19 protein-coding genes are annotated in these 22,106 nt (G+C 26.2%); 11 read left to right on the top strand and 8 right to left on the bottom strand.

The genetic code is table 11. The features are described from left to right. Nucleotides 1–25: 25 nt before the first annotated feature. Nucleotides 26–502, top strand: a complete 477-nt coding sequence (locus T324_RS0100455; protein WP_028328472.1) for a Spy/CpxP family protein refolding chaperone — start codon at nucleotides 26–28, stop codon at nucleotides 500–502. A 111-nt stretch (nucleotides 503–613) separates the two neighbouring features. After that, complete coding sequence (mscL, locus tag T324_RS0100450; protein ID WP_028328471.1) at nucleotides 614–1,075, top strand: large conductance mechanosensitive channel protein MscL; 462 nt, start codon at nucleotides 614–616, stop codon at nucleotides 1,073–1,075. Between the two features lie 4 nt (nucleotides 1,076–1,079). Here the strand turns inward: mscL and T324_RS0100445 are convergent, their stop codons facing one another. Beyond that, a complete protein-coding gene (locus T324_RS0100445) occupies nucleotides 1,080–2,702 on the bottom strand; it encodes a M20/M25/M40 family metallo-hydrolase (RefSeq protein WP_028328470.1) in 1,623 nt (540 codons plus the stop codon). Nucleotides 2,703–3,031: 329 nt separating this feature from the next. Here T324_RS0100445 and T324_RS0100440 point away from each other — a divergent pair, with 329 nt between their 5' ends. Further along, nucleotides 3,032–4,237, top strand: coding sequence for a dicarboxylate/amino acid:cation symporter (locus tag T324_RS0100440; RefSeq protein WP_028328469.1), 1,206 nt, complete (start codon nucleotides 3,032–3,034; stop codon nucleotides 4,235–4,237). A gap of 57 nt (nucleotides 4,238–4,294) precedes the next feature. Here T324_RS0100440 and T324_RS0100435 read toward each other — a convergent pair whose 3' ends face one another. The 5 genes from T324_RS0100435 to T324_RS0100415 form a co-directional block, all read right to left on the bottom strand. Beyond that, nucleotides 4,295–5,107: a hypothetical protein gene (locus T324_RS0100435; protein ID WP_028328468.1), complete on the bottom strand. Its 813-nt coding sequence runs from the start codon at nucleotides 5,105–5,107 to the stop codon at nucleotides 4,295–4,297. A 21-nt stretch (nucleotides 5,108–5,128) separates the two neighbouring features. Next, a complete protein-coding gene (locus T324_RS0100430; protein WP_028328467.1) occupies nucleotides 5,129–5,500 on the bottom strand; it encodes a hypothetical protein in 372 nt (123 codons plus the stop codon). A gap of 150 nt (nucleotides 5,501–5,650) precedes the next feature. Next, on the bottom strand, nucleotides 5,651–6,361 hold the full coding sequence (gene rlmB / locus T324_RS0100425; RefSeq protein ID WP_028328466.1) for a 23S rRNA (guanosine(2251)-2'-O)-methyltransferase RlmB: 711 nt from the start codon (nucleotides 6,359–6,361) through the stop codon (nucleotides 5,651–5,653). Between the two features lie 20 nt (nucleotides 6,362–6,381). Beyond that, nucleotides 6,382–8,253 (bottom strand): AMP-dependent synthetase/ligase, encoded by a 1,872-nt coding sequence (locus tag T324_RS0100420; RefSeq protein WP_028328465.1) that lies wholly within the window; start codon nucleotides 8,251–8,253, stop codon nucleotides 6,382–6,384. A 67-nt stretch (nucleotides 8,254–8,320) separates the two neighbouring features. After that, entirely contained in the window at nucleotides 8,321–9,466 is a 1,146-nt protein-coding gene (locus T324_RS0100415; RefSeq protein ID WP_028328464.1) for a glycosyltransferase family 4 protein, read from the bottom strand. Between the two features lie 103 nt (nucleotides 9,467–9,569). Here T324_RS0100415 and T324_RS0100410 point away from each other — a divergent pair, with 103 nt between their 5' ends. After that, entirely contained in the window at nucleotides 9,570–10,514 is a 945-nt protein-coding gene (locus tag T324_RS0100410) for an alpha/beta hydrolase (protein ID WP_028328463.1), read from the top strand. A gap of 336 nt (nucleotides 10,515–10,850) precedes the next feature. Continuing rightward, nucleotides 10,851–11,777: a hypothetical protein gene (locus T324_RS0100405; protein ID WP_028328462.1), complete on the top strand. Its 927-nt coding sequence runs from the start codon at nucleotides 10,851–10,853 to the stop codon at nucleotides 11,775–11,777. Nucleotides 11,778–11,839: 62 nt separating this feature from the next. Here the strand turns inward: T324_RS0100405 and T324_RS0100400 are convergent, their stop codons facing one another. Further along, nucleotides 11,840–12,454 (bottom strand): HAD family hydrolase, encoded by a 615-nt coding sequence (locus T324_RS0100400; RefSeq protein ID WP_028328461.1) that lies wholly within the window; start codon nucleotides 12,452–12,454, stop codon nucleotides 11,840–11,842. A 123-nt stretch (nucleotides 12,455–12,577) separates the two neighbouring features. On the opposite strand from T324_RS0100400, the gene T324_RS0100395 reads away from it, so the two are divergent. Further along, complete coding sequence (locus T324_RS0100395; RefSeq protein ID WP_028328460.1) at nucleotides 12,578–14,164, top strand: AAA family ATPase; 1,587 nt, start codon at nucleotides 12,578–12,580, stop codon at nucleotides 14,162–14,164. Then, a complete protein-coding gene (locus T324_RS0100390) occupies nucleotides 14,151–15,563 on the top strand; it encodes a VWA domain-containing protein (RefSeq protein ID WP_028328459.1) in 1,413 nt (470 codons plus the stop codon). Before T324_RS0100395 ends, T324_RS0100390 begins: the two co-directional genes overlap by 14 nt. Before the next feature lie 42 nt (nucleotides 15,564–15,605). Here T324_RS0100390 and murI read toward each other — a convergent pair whose 3' ends face one another. Continuing rightward, nucleotides 15,606–16,433: a glutamate racemase gene (gene murI, locus T324_RS0100385; protein WP_028328458.1), complete on the bottom strand. Its 828-nt coding sequence runs from the start codon at nucleotides 16,431–16,433 to the stop codon at nucleotides 15,606–15,608. 206 nt (nucleotides 16,434–16,639) lie between these two features. Between murI and T324_RS0100380 the strand changes: the two genes are divergently transcribed. The 4 genes from T324_RS0100380 (at nucleotide 16,640) to T324_RS0100360 (ending at nucleotide 22,097) form a co-directional block, all read left to right on the top strand. Next, on the top strand, nucleotides 16,640–16,891 hold the full coding sequence (locus T324_RS0100380; protein WP_028328457.1) for an OadG family protein: 252 nt from the start codon (nucleotides 16,640–16,642) through the stop codon (nucleotides 16,889–16,891). 35 nt (nucleotides 16,892–16,926) lie between these two features. Then, on the top strand, nucleotides 16,927–18,729 hold the full coding sequence (locus tag T324_RS0100375) for a biotin/lipoyl-containing protein (RefSeq protein WP_028328456.1): 1,803 nt from the start codon (nucleotides 16,927–16,929) through the stop codon (nucleotides 18,727–18,729). A 30-nt stretch (nucleotides 18,730–18,759) separates the two neighbouring features. Beyond that, nucleotides 18,760–20,136, top strand: coding sequence for a sodium ion-translocating decarboxylase subunit beta (locus T324_RS0100370; protein ID WP_028328455.1), 1,377 nt, complete (start codon nucleotides 18,760–18,762; stop codon nucleotides 20,134–20,136). 449 nt (nucleotides 20,137–20,585) lie between these two features. Next, complete coding sequence (locus tag T324_RS0100360; protein ID WP_038374908.1) at nucleotides 20,586–22,097, top strand: ArnT family glycosyltransferase; 1,512 nt, start codon at nucleotides 20,586–20,588, stop codon at nucleotides 22,095–22,097. Nucleotides 22,098–22,106 lie beyond the last annotated feature (9 nt).

Below are 22,106 nucleotides of genomic sequence, written 5' to 3'. Positions count from 1 at the left end.
TAATTAAAATATAGGAGATATATCAATGAAAATGAAATTATTATTAACAACACTTATAGCATCATTATTAGTTTCTTCAGCAGTTTTTGCTCAGGTTCCACCTCCTCCGCCAGATCCTGCATACGATGTTCCTCCAAGAGCAAGAGAACCTAGACATCGTCCAGGACCAAAAGGTGATTTATACAGAATGTGCAGAAATGCTGGCGTATATTTATCAGAAGAACAGCTTACAGAAATGAGTACTATAGATTATGAATATGAACTAAAAATTAATGAGTTAGAATATCAAAAAAGAAATATAGATTACAAATTTAAAATTGAAAGAGAAAAAATAGATATAGATTTGAATCTATTAAAAGATTTAATAAATCAGAAAAAAGATTTAGAAAAAGAAATTGATTATTTGAGAATAGAAAAAGATGTATCTATATTAGGTGTTCTAACAGATGAGCAATTACAGCAGTTAAATACTTATAGAATGAGATATTATTATTACAGATAAAGCAAATTTATAAAATAAATATACGATTTCTTATAAAGAGGTAGTATAAAATACTGCCTCTTTTTTATTTTTTAATATATAATTAAATAAAAATAAAAATGGGATTTTATTATGATTAATGAGTTTAAAAAGTTTATTATGCGCGGAAATATATTGGATATGTCTATAGGTATTATAATAGGAGCATCATTCAATAGTATAGTTAATTCATTTGTTCAAGATATTTTAATGCCTCCTATAGGTTTAATACTCAGCGGTATAGATTTTTCTAATATGTTTATAGTAATAAAAAATGGTGCTGATAATATAGGACATTATAATTCTATAGAAGCGGCTAAACAAGCTGGTGCTGTAGTTATTGGAATAGGGACATTTATTAATAGCATAATTAGTTTTCTCATAACTGCTTTTTCTATTTTTATAATTATAAAACTATTCAATAAAATGCAGGAAAAAATAGTTAAAAAAGAACAAGAAGACAAAGCAGCAAGTGAAAAAATTTGTCCTTACTGCTGTTCATCAATAAATGTAAATGCTGTAAAATGTCCTAATTGCACATCTGATTTGAACTGAGTATTTAGTTATTAGAGAAAACATCTTTCATAAGAGATTCAATAATATTTGGAAACTCTTCTAATAAACTTTTTTTATTAACTCTTTCTGTTACTCTATGCAAATCCTTTCCCCAAGGTCCGAAAATTATAGTAGGTATATTTATATCTTCTATAGAATTAAAATCTATGCTGTATTCATTACCCCAAACTATCATATTTTCTGAAAATATTTTATAGTCATATTTTGTATTTACAGCACTATAACTTGCATCTGATATTCCAGTCATATAATTATTACATATTATATCTATGTTATATAATTTTTTATATTCTTCTTCTATAACTTTAAAATATTTACTTCCATATTTTTCCTTACCGCATATAAAATCACTATGAACTGCAGGATAATAAGGAGGTGAAAAAGATATTAAAACAAATGGATATTGAAAATTAGCATAATCAAGTATTTTTTCCATTGCAAATATTGTAGTATTTGGATAGGTTTCTTTTTCTTCTCTTATTTTTATAGATATTTCTTTCTTTAAATTTTGATAGAATGATTCAAAATCTTTTCTTGATTTTAATTTATCTATCAATTCAGATAAAGTGTATACTTCAGCTTTATAATCTTCTTCTAATTCTTTATTATTGTATTCTTTATAATCTTTAATAAATTTATTTAAAAATTTATTAAATGATTCTACGCTTATTTTTTTTACTTCATTTATTATTTCTTCAGGTGTTCTGCTGAAATGTAAAACTGTAAAATAACCGGCAGCTCTGAATGGTATTGATACATCATATTCATATTTTAAATCTTTAAAATATGACCATAATGGAGGAGGAGTTTTTTCATTTTTATACGAATCTACTAATTTTAATGAACCTTCTGTTTCTTCAAATATACCGCTTAATATTGACAATGGATTTAAACCATTATAATAAGACATTATATGAGCCTTTACTCCCTGAACCATTATAGTAGGCATACATTTTCCTACTGTTCCTATATGAAGAGTATGTTTATTGCTTTCTCTATCATTAGGCTCCGGTATAATCATAAGTTTATAATTTAAATTATATTTGTTTTTTAAATTACTAAGAAGTTTAGCAGATTCTCTCATACCTATAGAATAAGTTTCCTCTTCCGGAACTGCTAAAAATATTAAATTTCCATCTTTATTTTCTTGTTTAGAATATTCCTCTAATATAGCCATTGAAGCAGAAAGTCCGCCTTTCATATCGCAGCTTCCTCTTCCATATATCCATTCTTTGGAGTATAAATCCTTTTTATTATTTTCGCTTAAATCTAAAGTTTTTAAATTATCTTCTATTTTATTTATATCAAAAGCATTATCTTTAAAATCTCCAAATTCTTCTATTCCTACAACATCAAAATGACCGCTTAATATTAAAGTATTATCACTATTTCCTTTTACAACAGCACATATTATTTCTCTGTTATAAACATCATTTTCTATTTTATATCTTATTAAATATTCTTTATTATCTTGAAAATATTTTATTTTACTTAAATAATCATATATAAATTCTGATGCTTCATTTTCTGCTTTAGAATATGAAAGACTTCTTGTTTTCATTAAATTTTCTAATATATATAAAATTTTATTTTTTAAATCGTACATAATCAGCTCTCTTTAAATTTATGTTGTATATGAGTTATAATATATTTATTATATACAATTAAATTATATATAATAAATATACTTTTTCAAGAAACAAATGTTTAGATTTTGTAAAAAATAAATATTTAATTAAATATTCTTTATATATAGACATTATTTGTAAACAATATTTAAAAGTTATATTCTTGTTATATTTGTAGTGTAAATTTTTTTAAAAACAAAAATAAATACAATTAATAATTAAGTAATATTCTAAAAATACCCTTTACTATTTACATATCGTTATTTTTGTATATAGTATATTATATATACAAAAATTAGGAGAATACATGGAAAAAAAGTTTAAACTTGGATTAGTACCTAGACTAATCATAGGAATTTTGCTTGGTATATTTTTCGGTCAGCATTTTATACCAGAAGTAATATCCAGAATTATTGTTACAGCTTCTGGAATATTCAGTTCTTATCTAAAATTTGTAATACCTTTAATGATAGTATCTTATGTATCTATGGGTATAGCTGATTTAAAAGAAGGCTCGGGATTCTTGCTGTTAGTTACTTGTATACTTGCTTATGGTTCTACATTAATAGCAGGTTCAGCATCATTCTTAGTAGCATACAATTTATTCCCTAGCTTTATGAGTGCTGATGATATTCAAAAAATTGCTGCTGCTGCTGGAAATTCTGTTTCCCCTTATTTATCAATAACTGTAACACCTCTTTTAGATACTTTGGCTGCAGTTTTATTTGCATTCATAATAGGACTTGGAATTTCTACTATGAGAGGTAAAGAAATAGGTGAGTATTTATATAATGTTTTCAAAGAATTATCAACTATAATAGACAAAGTTTTACGCGTATCTATAATACCTCTTTTGCCTTTATATATATGTGGAACTTTTGTTGATATGACTAGATCTGGAAAAACTTTTGTAATATTAGGAATATTATGGAAAGTATTTATAGTTGTAATAATTATGCATTTAATATATTTGGTAATAGCATTCTTTGTATCCGGAACAATAGGAAAGAAAAATCCTTTCATGCTTATGAAAAACCAAATAGCAGGATATGCAACTGCTTTAGGTACTCAGTCATCAGCTGCTACTATACCAGTTAATTTACAATGTGCAGAAAAAGATGGTATATCTGAGCAGATAAGAAATTTCGTAGTGCCTCTTTGTGCTAATATTCACATGGCTGGTTCTATGATAACGATTACTGCCTGTGCTACAGCAGTATGTTTAATGAATCAGATACCTATAACTTACAGCACAGTACTTCCATTCATTGCTATGCTTGGTATAGCTATGATAGCTTCTCCTGGTGCTCCTGGCGGTTCAATAATGACAGCTTTGCCATTCCTTTACATGGTTGGTCTTGGCGGTCCGGATAGTCCTTTAAGTGCTATAATGGTTGCTTTATACATCACTCAAGACTCATTCGGTACAGCTTGTAACGTATCCGGTGATAATGCTTTGGGTGTTATAGTTGATACAATTTATAAGAAAAAAATAGTAAAAACTGAAGTATAATTAAAAAATATAATATTAAAATATCGGCCGTCTATTTATTAGGCGGCTTTTTATTATTTAGTCTAATTCCAAATCTATAACTATATCAATTTCTGTAATAGAGCAATTCAATTTTTTAGCAATTTCTTCTTTGCTTAAACCTTCTTTATATAGAGATATAATATTTTGATTCCTATCAGAACTTTCTTCATCTTGTATTTTATTTGTTTTTTTAGAAGTATCTTTATCAGGCATAGGAATGTTATTTTTTATAGTTTTATCTAATTTACTTCTCAATTTTTCAATAACTTCTTTTTTAGCTTTATCATCAATAGCCTTTATAGCAGTATCTATATTATTTTTTTTAGGTTTCTCTTTTTTTGTATCCTTTATCTCTTCTTTATTCACCTTATCTTCTTTATTTTCTTTTTTTATATCTTTATCCAATTTTATATCTTTATCTAAATTATTACTTTCAACCTTATTAGAAATTTTAGTGTCTATACTATTTTCATTACTTTCATCTTCTATTCTTATGTCTAATGTACTGCCTTGATTTTTTGATTCTGAATTTTTATTATCATTTTCTGTAAGAACAATATCAATTTGATTATCTTCGTTTGATTTTTCTTTTATAGGTTCTTTATAATTTTTACCATTTAATTCGCTTGAAAGTCTATTTGCTCTAACTATAGCATCTTCTAATATTGATATTCTTGATAATGCTATATTATTAAATTCCTTTACTAAGGCTTCTATTTCTTCTCTGGCTTTTGACATAGTTTCTTTTTCTAATCTTTCCCTAGCTTTAGAAACTATATAAACATAAAAAAGCGGTAAAACTACTGCCAATAAAACTATATTTATTATTACGCTTACTAAAATTTGCATATTAGAATTATTAATTAAACCTTATCCCAAAGTATCTATTTTAGAACCTTTAGTTTGTTCAGTTGATGAAACTTCTTCTACTCCTATAATAGAATTATTTTCATCATTATTTGTATTTCCATTTGCAATTATTCTTTTATTTTTCTTTCTATAGGACATATAACCTTGATCTTTCTGACGCTGCTGTTCATCCTTTTTTTCTTTTACTTTAGTTTCATCAGATACATTTTCAGATTTTACAACAGTTGAGTCTTTTATATAAGAATCTCTATGTATATCTCTGTCCTCGGACTGCATAGCTATGGTTTTAGCCGCCATTCTAGTATGCTCCATCCTTCCTATATGCGACTGCTGCATATACAATTGTTGTAAATCCAAAGGTGCTATAGGCATTTTTCTATCTCCATATAATATGCCTTAAATTTCATATCCTATATATATTAATATATACTTTTTTTCCATTATTGCAAGTTAAAAAATAAATATATATACATTATATATAACAATATTAAATCATTTTTGATAAAATTTTATATGATATTATTATTTATAAATTGAATATGCATATGATATTATTGCTGAAGCGGCAGATACATTTAATGAATCAAAATTAGTGCAGGAATTTATTATAATGCTTCCATCAGAATTTTTTTTCAAAATATCTCTAACTCCGCTATGTTCATTTCCAAGTATAATTGCAGTAGGGGAGTCAAACTTAAAATTTTCAAGAGATATTTCACCTTTTTCACTTGCATAGTATATCCAAAATCCTTTATCTTTCATCAATTCTATAACCCTATTAAGATTTGTTTCTATAGATATAGGGATATGATAGGCAGCACCTGATGATATTTCATATACTTTTTCATTAATAGGGGCAGAATTATCTTTAGGAATTATTATTCCAGCTATATCAAAAAAGTAAGCATTTCTAATTATAGCCCCTAAATTATGTACATCTGTTATAGAATCTAATATAAATATTAAGGGGGTTTGTCTTTTTTCTAATGCTTTTTCTAAGAAACTTTCTATGCCTATTTCTGCATTTCCCTTTATATCTGCAGCTATTGAATATATTTTCCCTACTATTTTTTCCATTTCTTTTTTATCAACAGTTTTTATAGGTACTTTATTTTTTTCTGCTAATTTTATTATTTCTTTTTCTCTTTTTGATATTGGAAACTTAATATATAAAGTTTCAACTAATTGTTTTGATATAGCTTCAACTATTGCATTTTTAGATGTAATGAACATCGCTTAATCCCAAAAAATAATTATCCAAGTTTTTGATAAAGATTTTCTATATCATCTTTATATTCTTCCATAATATTTGCTCTTTTCATTTTTAATGATTGAGTTAAAAGTCCATTTTCTATAGTAAATTCTCTGTCTGTAATTATTATTTTAGATACAGTTTCATAAGGTCTGAATCCATTATGATAATTAATCAAATCATCTAATTCTGATTTTATTAATCTATATACATCTTTTGAATTAACTAAATCATCTGAATCCAACTTATACTTTGCAAGATATTCTTTAACATTTTCTTTATCGATTACTATAATGGCGCCAGTTGCATTTTTATCCTGTCCTACAAGCATTATCTGAGAAATATATTTAGATTCTAATGCTTTATTTTCTATAGGCTGAGGCTCTACATTTTCACCAGTTAAAAGAACTATTGTTTCTTTAGCTCTTCCTGTTAATACAATTTCTCCTTCCTGAGTATAGGTTCCCAAATCGCCTGAATCAAAAAATCCATCAACTTTAGCTTTTGCTGTTAATTCTTTATCTTTATAATATTCTTTAAATATGTTTGGACCTTTTATATAACAAACTCCCATCTCTCCGTCTTTACATACTCTGCCTTCATGATCTCTAATTTCAATTTCTACTTCAGGTATAGGAGAACCGCATGTTCCTCTATAATTTTTAAAAGGTGATCTTAAAGTTACAACAGGAGAAGTTTCTGTTATTCCCCATCCTACAACTAAATTAATTCCAGCAGCCTCAACAAAATCTTCTATATACATAGGTAAAGCTCCGCCTCCTGATATTGTGAGACGCATTTTACCGCCTGTTAATCCTATTATTTTTTTATAAACTATTTTTTTCACAATAGAATGAAAAATTGGATCAAATATTCCTATATGATATTCTGTGTTTTTATGCTCTTTTTTTTCGTCTCCTAATAAATATACAAGTCCATTTTGATATCTTAGATTTCTTATATATCTCATAGAACGTTTTATCATTCCTTTTATTATACTGCTTACAAAAGCACATTTTTTATCGATATTTTTCATTACTGTATTATAAATATTAAGCCAAATAGCAGGAACTGAAATAAATATATTAGGAGCCTCTTCCGTAAAATCTGTTTTTAAATCTCTTTTATTTGTAATAGCTGTAAAACATCCTATTATAGCTGTTACATAAGATATTGTTCTTTCATATATATGCCATATAGGAAGTATAGTTAATAATTTTTCTCCAGGCTGTAATTTTATTATATCTGGTAAAACTCTAACATTATGTAATATATTTCCATGAGTAAGTACAACTCCTTTAGGTTTTCCTGTTGTACCTGAAGTGTATATAATTGTTGCTACAGTATCATTATTTAATTTTGCAGCCATATTTATAGCATAATTTTCATCATTATTTAATGCTTTCTCTCCAATTTCAAGAAGTTTGTCAAAAGCAAAAATATTTTTATCAGGATCATGTATAGAACTGTCTAAAAGGACTATTAATGATAAATCCTTATGATGTTTTTCTATTTTTTTAAAAACATATTCATTTTCAACTAAAGCGGCTTTTGCTTCACTATGTTCTATTATATAATTCAATTCATCTGGTGTAGAATCATTTCCTCTTGGAACATCTGGAGAACCTAATGTCAGCAATGCCATATCTGATATAAACCATTCTATTCTATTTTCAGAAAATATTGCTACATTTTTTCTTTTAAGTCCTTTTGTTTCAAATGCTTTAGCTATTGCATTTACTTTATTGTATAATTTTTTATATGTTAATGTTTGCTTATTGTTTTCATTATCTCTAAATCTATATGCTGGACTTTGAGGCATATTTTGTACTGTTTGAAAAAAGGCACTAGGTATAGATGTGTAATTTTTCATAAATCCCTCACATAATTAATTATTACTATTTAAAAAGATAGTTAATTATAACCATAAAAATAATATATTACAAGTTGTTTTCTATATATTTTAATACTTCTGATGTATATGTTTCTACTGTAAAAGTTTTTAGTATAGATTTTGATTTATATAATAAACTTTCTTTTAAATTATTATTATATACATATATAATTTTTTCTGCTATTTCCTCAATATTATCCATATTGCAGCTTATAGAATAATCTTTAACAGTTTCATATACTCCAGACTTATTTGATATTATAGATATGCATGAAGAGTAAAGAGCCTCTATTACTGTAAGTCCAAAAGGTTCATTTATAGCAGGCATTATAAGTGCATAACTTCTATTAAGCAAATCATTTTTTTCATCATCAGATATAAATCCTTTAAATATAATATTATTATCCATATTTATGCTATGAACCAATTCTTTTAATTTAGTTTCATGGCGTCCTTTACCTGCTATTATAAATTTTAATTCTTTATCATCTATTTGTTCTAATGCATTTTTAAAGGCATATATAGCATTCTCTAAATTTTTAGGTTTTTCTATTCTGCCTATATATACAAAGTGTTCACTACTGCTTATAGGCATTATATTATTTGAATCTATCTGAGTAATGCAAGGATATATAACTTCAGCATCTCTTTTATAAACTCTTTTAACATTTTCTTTCGTTCTAATACTGTTTGACATTATATAATCTATTTTACCTACACCAAGTCTATCAAGATGCATTGTATATCTTGCAATTATATCCCAAGTTTTTTGAAGTCTTTTATAACTTTCGTCATCATATCCGTAAAGACGTACGCTTGGTTCGTGGCAGTACCAAAAACTTTTAGGAAGTTTAATATTATTTTTTTCAGCACAGTTATATGCTAGTCCGAAAAATATTGTTGCAGGAAAATTATGTATTAAAACAGCATCATAATTTTTTAATTCATTAGCTAGGAATTTAGCTGCTTTATTAAATAAAAATGGATTTAATGTTATATCTGTTTTGAATTGCTTTATATAACTTGGAATATTGTCTCTTAGTCTATAAGTATAGATATTAGTTTCTATTCCTATTTTATGCCAGCTTTCTATTGTTGCCAATATTACATTCTCTGCACCGCCATTATATCCGAATGTAGGATGCAGTATAGCTATTTTCTTTATATTTTTATTTTTTAAATGACTCATCATATTATAATAATTTATTTTAATTAAACTTACAAGTAATATTTTTATATATTGATTTTTTATATTTTTGCTTTATAAATATATACAATATATATAAGGAGTTATAATGAGAAACATATTAATTATATTAAGTTTTTTATTTATATTTATTTCATGCAATAATGCTAAAATTCCCGCTGATAATAATTTTACAATAGCAACTAATGAAGACGGAAGTATAGAATTTGAACAAACCAATACAGTTTTCAGTATAAATTATATTCCAAATGTGGTATATAAAAATAAAGATGGCATGGATTTAACTCTTCAAATATTAGTACCAAGATTAATCCAAACTGATACTAATGCCAGATATCCATTAATTGTTTATATACAAGGTTCTGCATGGAAGAAACAGAATGTATATAGGAACTTAGTAACACTTGGGGATTTTGCTAGAAGAGGATATGTTCTTGCAATAGTAGAATACAGACCAAGCGATACTGCTGTTTTTCCTGCACAAATAGAGGATACAAGAGATGCAATTAAATTTATGCTTGATAATGCTGATAAATATAATGCTGACACTAATAATTTATTTGTATGGGGTGATTCCTCAGGAGGACATACTTCATTATTTACAGCTATACCATTAAGTGATAATGATAATACAATACCAAATATAAATGCAATAATATCTTATTATCCTCCTACAGATTTACTTGAAATGAGAAATGATCCTTTAGGTTCAACTACAGGCGATGCTAACAGTCCTGAAGGTATTTTAATTGGAAGAAAAAATGTTTATGATTTTCCAGATGAAGCTAAAAGAATAAGCCCATATTATGAAATATCTAAAGCTGCTAATTTACCTCCTATATTTTTAGCGCATGGAACAGCTGATACTGTAGTGCCTTTTAGTCAAAGCAAGATTTTAGCTGATAAATTAAAAGAAGAAAACAGAGTTTATGAATTCTACGTTATAAAAGATGCTGATCATGGCGATTGGCAATTTTGGACTAAAGATATGTTTGATTTAGTTGAGAATTTTATAAACAAATATAAGAAGTAATATCATATAATGTTAACTATACTGCAAGTTTATTATTTTTGCAGTATAGTTAACATTATATTGACAAATTTTATAAATAAAATATAATACTATCATTATGAAACAAAAACTCAAAACTCAAAACTCAAAACTCAAAACTCAAAACTCAAAACTCAAAACTCAAAACTCAAAACTCATTAATTTACTATAAAATATATTCTGTTTTTTATAATACAAAGCCTCTATTGGCGTTGCAAGACTTTTTTCTATCTGGTCTTATAATAAAAATATATCTTATTAATTCAATATATTATTTAATTATTAAAAATAAAATCATATAAAATTAAAGGAGTTTTTATGAACTTAGCACCTGTAGGACTAGTTGTATATAATAGAATGGAACATACAAAAAAAGTAATAGAAGCATTAAAAAAAAATACTTTGGCAATTGATACGGATTTATATATATTTTCAGATGCTCCGAGTAAAGAAGAAGATGAAAAGTCAGTTTCTGAACTTAGAGAGTATCTTAAAACTGTAAAAGATGGTTTTAAAAATGTATACATATATGAAGCTGAACAAAATTTAGGTATAAAAGATTCTACTGTAAAAGCAGTAAATACCATATTTGAAAATCATGAATATTTTATAGGTTTAGAGGATGATATAGAAACGAATAAATATTTTCTTGAGTTTATGAATAATGCTTTAAATTATTATAAAAATGATGAAGATGTTATTGCTGTAACTGCATTTTCACATAAGCATGCAACTAAAGGACATAAGCATGATGTTATATTTAGTTATGCTTTTCATAGCTGGGGATGGGGTACTTGGAAAAATAAATGGAATGATATAAATTGGGATACTTGCAATACTTCTTGGTATAATAAAAGTATTAGACACCAAATATTAGGAGGGGTATATTCATGGTTTCATTTATTGGCTATTAGAAAAGCTGTAAAAGATGATTTTTATATTAAAAATAATTTATGGGATATTTATTATTCATTTTATATGTACAAAAGAAAAAAATTATGTGTTTGGCCTTCAAAAAAATCTTTCACGAACAATATAGGATTTGACGGAACAGGTTATCATAAATTCAATTTTTATAATAAATATTTTGAAAATAATTTAGATGATGAATTTATAGATATAAATTTTTCTAATTATAAAAAAATGAATTTTATTAATTATTTAATTATTTCTATAAAAATAGGAATATTCAGTTGGGCTAATGGATTTATAACTATGTTTTTTAGTAAATTTTTAAAAAGATAAAAAATAATTATTTACACAAAAAGTGCTGATAAAAACTATATTGGCACTTTTTATTTTGTATTTTATTTAATCCATTTTTCTATTTTTATAACCCAAACATTAGTTTTATTATCAGCTTTAAGTCCCACTTCGCTGTCTTCAAATATAATGCTTTCTTTTTCTTTTATATTGAAATGATTAAAACATTTTAAAAATATTTCCGGATGAGGTTTTTTATTTTCCACATCATTTCCTGTTAAAATTAAATCGAATAATGGTTCTAATTTAAATTCTTTTAATATTCCATAAACTCCGTTTGGAGATGCTGTTGTAGCTAATGCTGTAAATTTTTTATTTTCTTTTTTATTATAATTATCAGTTAAAATTTCAAGTAAAAATGGGTGTACATTTATTAAATTTAGATTATTCAAATATATTTCTTCTTTTATTTTATGTATTTTTTCTATAATTTCATTAAACTCATCATATTTAACATATTTGTTATTTAACTTTAATATATTAGTTACAAATATTTTATAATGAAGTCCGAAGCATTTATTGTAATAATAATCTTTATCAAGCTCTATATTAAATTCTTTGAATGCATTATAGTATGAATAATAATTCAAATATGCACTATCAATCAAGGTTCCGTCCATGTCAAATATGAGAAGTTTTATTTTATCAGAGTTTAACATTTTTTATTCCATTTCTATTTTTGAAAATTATATCATATAAAAATAAAGAATTCCAATTTATATTAAAAATGATATAATAACTATAGCTTACTATTAAAAGTAAATATTGAGAGATAATATATTATGAAAAATACTAAATCAAGAATGAAAAAAATAATTAACTTACTCTCAGAAGGACTCTATGAAAGGGAAGATATAGTATCATTAACACTGCTTAGTGCAATAGCAGGAAAGCCTATATTCTTATATGGTCCTCCTGGTACAGCAAAAAGTTTCATAGCTAAAAGAATTTCATCAGCATTTAAGGATTCTAAATATTTTGGATATTTAATGCAAAGATTCAGTACTCCGGAAGATATATTCGGTCCTATTAGTTTGGAAGAATTAAAAAATGATAAATATGTAAGAAAAATAAATGGTTATTTGCCTGATTGCGATTTTGCTTTTTTAGATGAAATTTGGAAAAGTACTCCTGCAATACTTAATACACTCTTAACCATAATAAATGAAAGAGTTTTTAAAAATGGTTATAAAGAGATAAAAGTGCCATTGAAGGCATTGATTTCTGCAAGTAATGAAACGCCTCCGGAAGGACAAGGACTTGAAGCATTATATGACAGATTTATTATGCGTTTAACGGTTAGTCCAATGAAAAGCAGAGATAGTTTTGAAAAGATACTTCAAAATACTGAGCTTGATTCATATATAAAAATTGATGATGCTCTAAAGATTTCTACTGATGAATGGATAAAAATACGGGAAGAGGCTAATAATATAAAACTTTCAAAAACTGTTATTGATATAATTCATAATATAAAATTATCTATAGAAAAATTTAATGAAGATAACAGAGAAATAGCTATTTATGTATCTGACAGAAGATGGCAGCATATTTCTTACTTATTAAAAATGTCATCGTATTTAAATGATAAGGATGAAGTTGATATTTATGAAACTTTTTTAATTGATAACTGTTTATGGAGTTTGGAAGAGCATATTGACGTTGTAAAAACAATTGTAGAAAATGCTGTTAAATCATCCTGTAATTTTAATAATGAAAATATTAATGAATGGAGATTAAGCTTTAAAAATCTTCAAGAGAAAATTGATAATGAATTTTATAATTTAGAGAAAACTTATGATACAGAAAATATAGATGATAAGCAGTATATAGCTAAAACATTAACTATAAACATGGATGAATATGGAAATATCGGAGAGACAATAATTTATATACCTTTAAAACAATTAGGTAAAAAAGGGTATTTTTATCCTTTAGATATTGGAAGAAATCAAACAAAAAAATTCAGATGCAATTTTAATGGAGAGGATAAATATACTATAGAAATAAATTCAGCTATTTCAGTTAATGGTTTAGTGTGTAATAGGCTTTCTAAAAATTATGATTTTTTAATTGAAGCAGAACCTGAATTTTATATGAATAAGGTTAGTGCTAAAAAAGTATCAAAAGAAAAAAAAGAAGAATATATAAAACTTATTAATTCTCTTGTATCTAGTATTGATAATATAATTATAGATTTAAAAAATGGTTTTGATAAAAATAAAGAAATTTCCAAAAGTGTATTTATATCGGAAGATAAATTCAATACTTTTATAGATATGTTTAATTCTTATATAGAAAATCTTGAAAGTGAAAAATTAGATGCAGAAAGATTAAAAAGTGAAATAGAAAATCATGATACAATTTGATAATAATTCTTACAAAAAAGAAGTTACCAAAACTGAATCAATGGCTAGAGGAGTTTTTCATGGCTCTTTTAATAATATGAATGACAGCAGATTGGAAGAGGAGCTTGAAGTAAAAATAACTAAATGGAAAAAAGATTTAAATACTTTTATAAATGAAAATAATCCGTATGATGAAAATAAAACAGAATTAGATATTGCTTATAAAAAAATAAAAAATAAAAAAATAACTAGAGAAGATATAATAAATGATTTAAATAGTTTCAGTATTTTATCAAATGATATTGATATAAAATTTTGGAGAGAAAAATTAGAAAGCAATGATTACAGTAATTTAAATATTATAAAAAATAATATAATTTCAAAATGGAATCAAACGTATAATAAAAAAAATAATGATTGGATTGTATCAACTGTTAAAGAGAGAAGAGATAAGTTTATTACAGATTTAGAATCTTGGATAAGTTCATTGAAGAAACTAAAATATATGTCAAATATTTTAAGAATAAAAACCGGAGTATTATGGGATTTTAGAGTAGGGGAGCTTGAAGAAAATGATATATCACTTTTAAATAGATGGGTTGATTTTATAAGCCAATATAAAGATATAGAAATAATATGTGACTCTATGGGAAAAAGAATAGATTTAGAAAAAGCTATAAAAAATGTTGAATTTAAAAATACTTATTCATATACGAATAAAAAGATAAGTTCAAAAGAAGAAATTGTAGGCATATATTTTTCTAAAGATATAGAAAATGTTATTCCAGAGGAGCTTTCTTTATTATGCAATGTAGATAGCGAAAAACTATTTAAATTAAAATATATAGAGAATAGGCTTATGTGTTTCGATAAGAGTGCTTATGTATTCAATGAAATAGAAAAGAATAAAACTATGGCAAGTCATAAAGACGGCAAAGGTGATATGATTATATGCATAGATACAAGCGGTTCTATGAAAGGTATAAATGAGTATATTGCTAAAGCCATTATGCTAAAAATGGTTATGCAAGCTTTATCTGAAAATAGGAATGCTTATCTCATTAATTTTAGTACAGAAATATATACTTGTAAATTTACAAAAAAAGAAGGAATTCAAGATTTGATAAAATTTTTAAAGCTAAGTTATCATGGAGGTTCTGATATATATAAGGCACTTTATGAAGCATGCAATATAATGCATACTTCTGACTTTAAGAATGCAGATGTATTAGTTCTTTCTGATTTTATAATGGAAGATATGCCTGATAATTTAGTGAAAATGTGCAATAATCAAAAAAATAAAGGGAATAAATTTTTTGCAGTATCTATAGGTAAATTCCCATTCGGATATTCATATAAAAAAGTATTTAATAAACATTGGATATTTGATACTAATAATGGAATTAAATATGTATATTAATCAATTAATCATAAATTTAATTTGTATACTTTAATATTTAAATTACAAATTTAAATGTTTGATATTATATGAATTATATATTTCTTTTGGAAGAAGCATATTAATTAATACTTCAACTTTTTCTATATTTCCTGTTGAATATATATTTATCTCCGATTTATTCGATTTATCTTTATTTAATAAATTATTTTCTTCTAAATATTTTTTTATTGATGATGAAGTATTTAATGCAGGATCTATTATATTTTTTACAGAATTATTATTCTTTTCATTCAATACTTTTTTTATATCTTCTAATATAAGAGGATAATGAGTACATCCTAATATGAGGGTATCCGAATCAGAATCTATTTTTTCTAAATATCCTCTTAAAACATCAAATCTATTACTATGACTGTACCAATCACTTTCTATCATAGGGCATAAATCTCTGCATGCTATTTGGGTTATTTTTATATTTTCATTATATTGATTTATTTTTTCTATATATGCATTAGAATGCACAGTAAATTCTGTAGCCATTATTGATATATTATTATTTTTAGTTTTATTAATTGCATCATTTACACCATTAGATATTACTTCTATTACAGGTGTATCATATTTTTCTTTTAATATATCATATGTACATGCAGTTATTGTATTGCATGCTATAATAATTATCTTTGATTTTTTTTCTACCAAAAAATCAACTATTTTTAATGTAAGATTTATTATTTCTTCTTTAGATTTGCTACCGTAAGGAATATTTGCATTATCTCCAACATATATGTAATTTTCATTAGGCAATATTTTTAACAACTGTTTCAATACAGTTATTCCGCCAAATCCGGAATCAAAAATTGCTATAGGCATTGAATTAATATTCATAAATATAATTGTCCTAAATAGTTATTAATTTATAATATATACTAATTTATATAATGTCAACATTATAAATAATTCTATATATAGTATTTCTACATACTTTATTATATTGTGATATATATGTTTTATTTTGTAATAAATGTGCTTGTATTAAGAAAATAATAGTGTATAATATATTATCAAAAATTTATGTAACTAGGAGTTATTTTATGAATAGCAGCATTATAGAAGCTTTACAAATAATGCTCATAGGAATGGGCGTAGTTGTATTGTTTTTAATTATATTAGTTTTTGTTATGAAATTAGTTAGCTCTGTTGTAGCTAAACTAGATGAATTGATGCCTCCGCCTAAAGAAGAAATAGCTTCTTCTCCAGCTGTGGCAGTTCAGTCAACAAATAACGACAAAATGGTAGCTATAGCAATAGCTTTAGCTCATGTACATAGTAGTAAGTCAAAATAAATAATTATTAGTTGTATTTAAGAGGAGAAATAATAATGGCTAAAAAAGAAATAAAATTTATGCTAACAGCATTCAGAGACGGTTTCCAATCTGTTTATGGTGCTAGAGTATTATCTAAAGATTTTATGCCGGCTGTAGAAGCATTCGTTAATGCCGGTGTTACATATTTTGAATCAGGTGGCGGTGCAACATTCCAAAGTGCATTCTTCTATAATAATGAAAATGCCTTTGATGTAATGGATACTTTTAGAAAAACTGTAGGTCCAAATGTAAACTTACAAACTTTAGCAAGAGGAGTTAACGTTGTAGGTTTGGAATCACAGCCTAGAGAAATGATTAAACTACATGCTGATTTATTCAAAAAACATGGTATTACAACAATTAGAAACTTTGATGCATTGAACGATGTTAATAACCTTATTTTCAGCGGAAAATGTATTAAAGAAGCTGGTTTAAAACACCAAGTATGTGTTAGTATGATGGCACTTCCTCCAGGATGTGAAGGTGCACATGATGCTGCATTCTATGGAAAAGTATTAACTCAAATCAAAGATAAAGTAGATTTTGATTCTGTATGTTTCAAAGATGCTTCAGGTACTGCAACACCTCAAGTTGTTTATGATACTATTAAAGAAGCTAGAAAAATATTAGGTAAAGATGTACATATACAAATGCATAGCCATGAAACTGCAGGTATAGGTGCTGTTCAATACAGAGCTGCTTTAGATGCTGGTGCTGATTGTATAGATCTTTCAGCTGCTCCTGTATCAGGCGGTACTTGCCAAACAGATGTAATAGTTATGTGGCATGCTTTAAGAGGAACTGAATACGCATTGAATATTGACATAGACAAAATAAGAGAAGCAGAAGAAGTATTTAAAGAATGTATGAAAGATTACTTCTTACCACCTGAAAGTAGAACTGTAGAACCTATGATTCCATTTGCTCCAATGCCTGGTGGTGCATTAACAGCTAATACTCAGATGATGAGAGATATTAATGTTATGAACAGATTCCCAGAAGTTATCAGAGCTATGACCGAAGTTGTTAAAAAAGGCGGTTTCGGTACTTCTGTAACTCCTGTATCTCAGTTCTATTTCCAACAAGCATTTAGTAATGTAATGCAAGGTGATTGGAAGAAAATAGCTGATGGTTATGGTAAAATGGTATTAGGTTATTTTGGTAAAACTCCTTCTACTCCAGACCCAGAAATAGTAAAAATAGCAAGCGAACAATTGAATTTACAGCCTACAACAGAACTTCCTATGGATATAGATGATAAAAATCCTAAAAAAGGAAGAAAAGCTGCTGAACAGGCTTTAAAAGATGCTGGTATAACAGATCTTTCGGATGAAAATGTATTTATAGCTGCTGCTTGTAAAGAAAAAGGTATTCAATTCCTTAAAGGCGAAGCAAAACTTGGTATTAGAAAGAATGCAGGTGCTGCTTCTGAAGGCGTTAAAGCTACAAGCAATGAAGTAACTGTTACTGTAGGCGGTTCAAGCTATGGTATAAAAATAGAAAATGGAAAAGCTATAGTTGATGGTGTAAGCTATGATTATACTATTAAAGATGGTATAGTTGCTGGTGCTTCTCAAGCTGCTGCTCCTGCTTCATCAGGTTCTGCTACACCTGTTACTGCTGGTTTGCCTGGAACTGTATTAAAAATAGTTGCTCCTGTTGGTACTCAAGTTAAAGATGGTACTACTATACTAATAGTAGAAGCTATGAAAATGGAAGTTGAAATTAAATCTTCTTCTAACGGAGTAGTAAAAGAAATTAAAGTTAAACCAGGTGATGCTGTTGTTGCTGGTCAGGAACTAGCTATAATTGGTTAATAGTGATGCTGGTTTTAAGGAGATAAAAGAATGAAAAAAATATTTTTAGTATTTGCACTTATCTTTATAACAGCATCCGTAGTTATGCCACAAGAAAGTGCAGATAAACCTCTTAATATAAAAGATTCGCTTATTTCTTTGGCAAGAAATACAGCTTTCGGAGGATTGTTTCCTAGAACTGAAGAGGAAATAGCAGATGCTCAGGCTAAAGCTGAAAAAAATAAACAGGAAAAATATCAAACTAAATTAAACGATATAAAAGTTAAGTCTGTACCTTTATGGCAGAATGCTATAATGATATGTGTTGGATTACTTTTAATTTATCTTGCTATATCAAAAGGTTTTGAACCTTTACTTCTTATTCCTATAGGTATGGGAGGAATATTAGCTAATATCCCTATAGCTAATATTGCTGCATTACCTGTTGTAGAAGTTATTAATGGCTTACCTGTTACATTAAGCAGCGGAGGATTTTTAGGTCAGATATATAATTTCGGTATAGAATCTGGTTTATTCCCATTATTCATATTTATAGGCGTTGGATCAATGACCGATTTCGGACCTCTTATAGCAAATCCTAAAACTGCTTTATTAGGTGCTGCAGCTCAAATAGGTATATTTGGTACATTATTAGGTGCTATGCTTATATCTACTTATATACCTGTTATTTCATTCACATTAAAAGATGCTGCTTCTATAGGTATTATAGGCGGTGCTGATGGTCCTACTGCTATATTTACAGCTTCAAGATTAGCTCCTCATCTATTAGGTGCTATTGCTGTTGCTGCTTATTCTTATATGGCTTTAGTACCTATAATACAGCCTCCTATTATGAAATTGCTTACTACTGAAAATGAAAGAAAAATTGAAATGAAACAGCTTCGTCCTGTAAGCAAAAGAGAAAAAATTATTTTCCCTCTTAGCGTTATAATTCTTGTTGCTTTACTTTTACCAGATGCTGCTCCTCTTATTGGTGCTTTAATGTTTGGTAATTTGATTAAAGAATCTGGAGTTACTGACAGACTTTCTAAAACTGCTCAGAATGAGTTAATTAATATTGTTACAATAATGTTAGGATTATCTGTTGGAAGTAAATTAGCTGCTGATAAATTCTTACGTTTTGAAACTATTGGTATATTAGTTTTAGGTTTAGTAGCATTTTCTATGGGTACTGCAGGCGGAGTACTTCTTGCTAAATTGATGAATGCTATTAGCAAAGAGAAAATTAATCCTCTTATAGGAGCTGCTGGAGTATCTGCTGTTCCTATGGCTGCAAGAGTTGCTAATAAAGTTGGACAAGAGGCTAACCCTCATAACTTCTTATTAATGCATGCTATGGGTCCTAATGTTGCTGGAGTTATTGGTTCAGCAGTTGCAGCAGGAGTATTACTTGCTATATTAGGATAATATAAAAAATTAATATATAAATAATAACAATTATTAAAAAAGGAAGTTCAAATAAAAATGAGCTTCCTTTTTTATTAATATTGAAATTTAAAATATATAGTTTATAATATCATAAAATTATTAGTAGGATATTTTAATGTCAAACAGCAAACAGCAAACAGCAAACAGCAAACAGCAAACAGCAAACAGCAAACAGCAAACAGCAAACAGCAAAATTCTAAATTAATAAACTATAATCAACTATCATACCCATATCTTTTAATTAACATTCCTTTTCTTTTTTCGTTGCAAAAAATTATAAATCTAAATTCCAATATAAAATACCTCATTATTGCTATAATAAAATCAAAAAAACAAACATCATCAAAAACGTTTTCATCCTCATAAAATCACTTTAATTTTCTAACACATAAAAATAAAAAACACATCTTAGTTTATTGGATTTAACAATGAAAAAAATTCTAGATAACAAATTTTTTTTAATATCATTTATATTTATAATTACATTATATATATTTAAAATAATATTATTAACGTTTACTACATTAATAGATGATGAAGCGTATTATGCCTTATGGACAAAACATTTACCAATTGGATTTTTTGACCATGGTGCCGGAATTGCTTTTTTTATGAAGGCTAGTATTTTAGTATTTGGTTATAACGGTTTTGGAGTGAGGATTGGAAGTATAATTTTTAGTATATTAGTTTCTATTGTTTTATTTATTTTTTTAAAAAAAGAAAAAGATGAAAATACTGCTATAATATCTGTTATACTTTTTAATACCATACCATTTTTTGCAGGTCTTTCTCTTATTGTGACTATAGATACTCCAATGTTTTATTTTATGATTCTTGCAATTATATATTTTTATAAGTCTATATATTATGATAAAAAATATTTCTATTTATCTGGTTTTTTATTTGGTTTTGCTCTATTATCTAAAATTAATGCATTAATTATAATAATAACAATATTAATATTCTTCTTTTTTATAAAAAATAAAAAAGAATTTTTTTATTCAAAAGAATTTTATATATTTGGTATTATAGTATTTATTACTTATTTGCCTTTTGTAATTTATGTATTCCAAACAGATTTTTCTCCAATTATATATATAATAACTAGATTAGGTAAAACAGGAAGTATTAATAGAAATTTAGATTTTTGGGGAGCACAAATAGGATTATATAGTCCATTATTTTTTATATTGTTTTGTTATTTAATTGTAAAAGTATTTATAGATTTTTTTAAAAAAAAAGAGACAGAAAAAGATTTCTATTTTGCTTTCATATCATTACTGCCATTTATTTACATACTGTTTAAATCTTTCAAAAATAAACTAGAAGCAAATTGGGGATTATTTGTATATGCTGGAGGATTATTTTTAGTATCATACTATATATCAAAGAATTGGAATAAAAAATATATTAGAAATTTATTTTTTGCCAATATTTTATTTTGTAATACAGCTATATTTATAATAATACTTCAATATTTTATTCCTATTATACCAATAAAAGGAGATCCTACCGACAGATATTATAAATATAATGCCATAAGATATGATTTAAAAGAGTATTATAATTCTCATATGGATAAAGATATAAGAATATTTGGCTTGAATTATCAAATACCTTCAATGATTAATTTTTACATACAACCCGAAAAAGAATCTGTTTGTTTAAATTGGGGAACATATCACCCTACAGTATTTGATTTTTGGTATAATGATAAAGATTTTATATCTAATGATTTTTATCATATAAGCACATCTTCAGATACAAATTTACTTTATAAATATTTTGATAGTATTGAATATATTACAAACTTTCAATCATATAGAAAATTATTAAATAATAATATTAGAAAATTAGATAATTTTTATATTTTCTTATGCAAAAATTATAAAGGAAGGCAAATGGATTATATATATAAAAGCGATAAAATGAAATTTTAAAAATTTATT

Origin of the sequence: Brachyspira alvinipulli ATCC 51933 (genome assembly GCF_000518245.1) — a bacterium.
Classification (GTDB): Bacteria; Spirochaetota; Brachyspiria; order Brachyspirales; family Brachyspiraceae; genus Brachyspira; species Brachyspira alvinipulli.
This window is presented reverse-complemented; position numbering and strand designations above follow the sequence as displayed.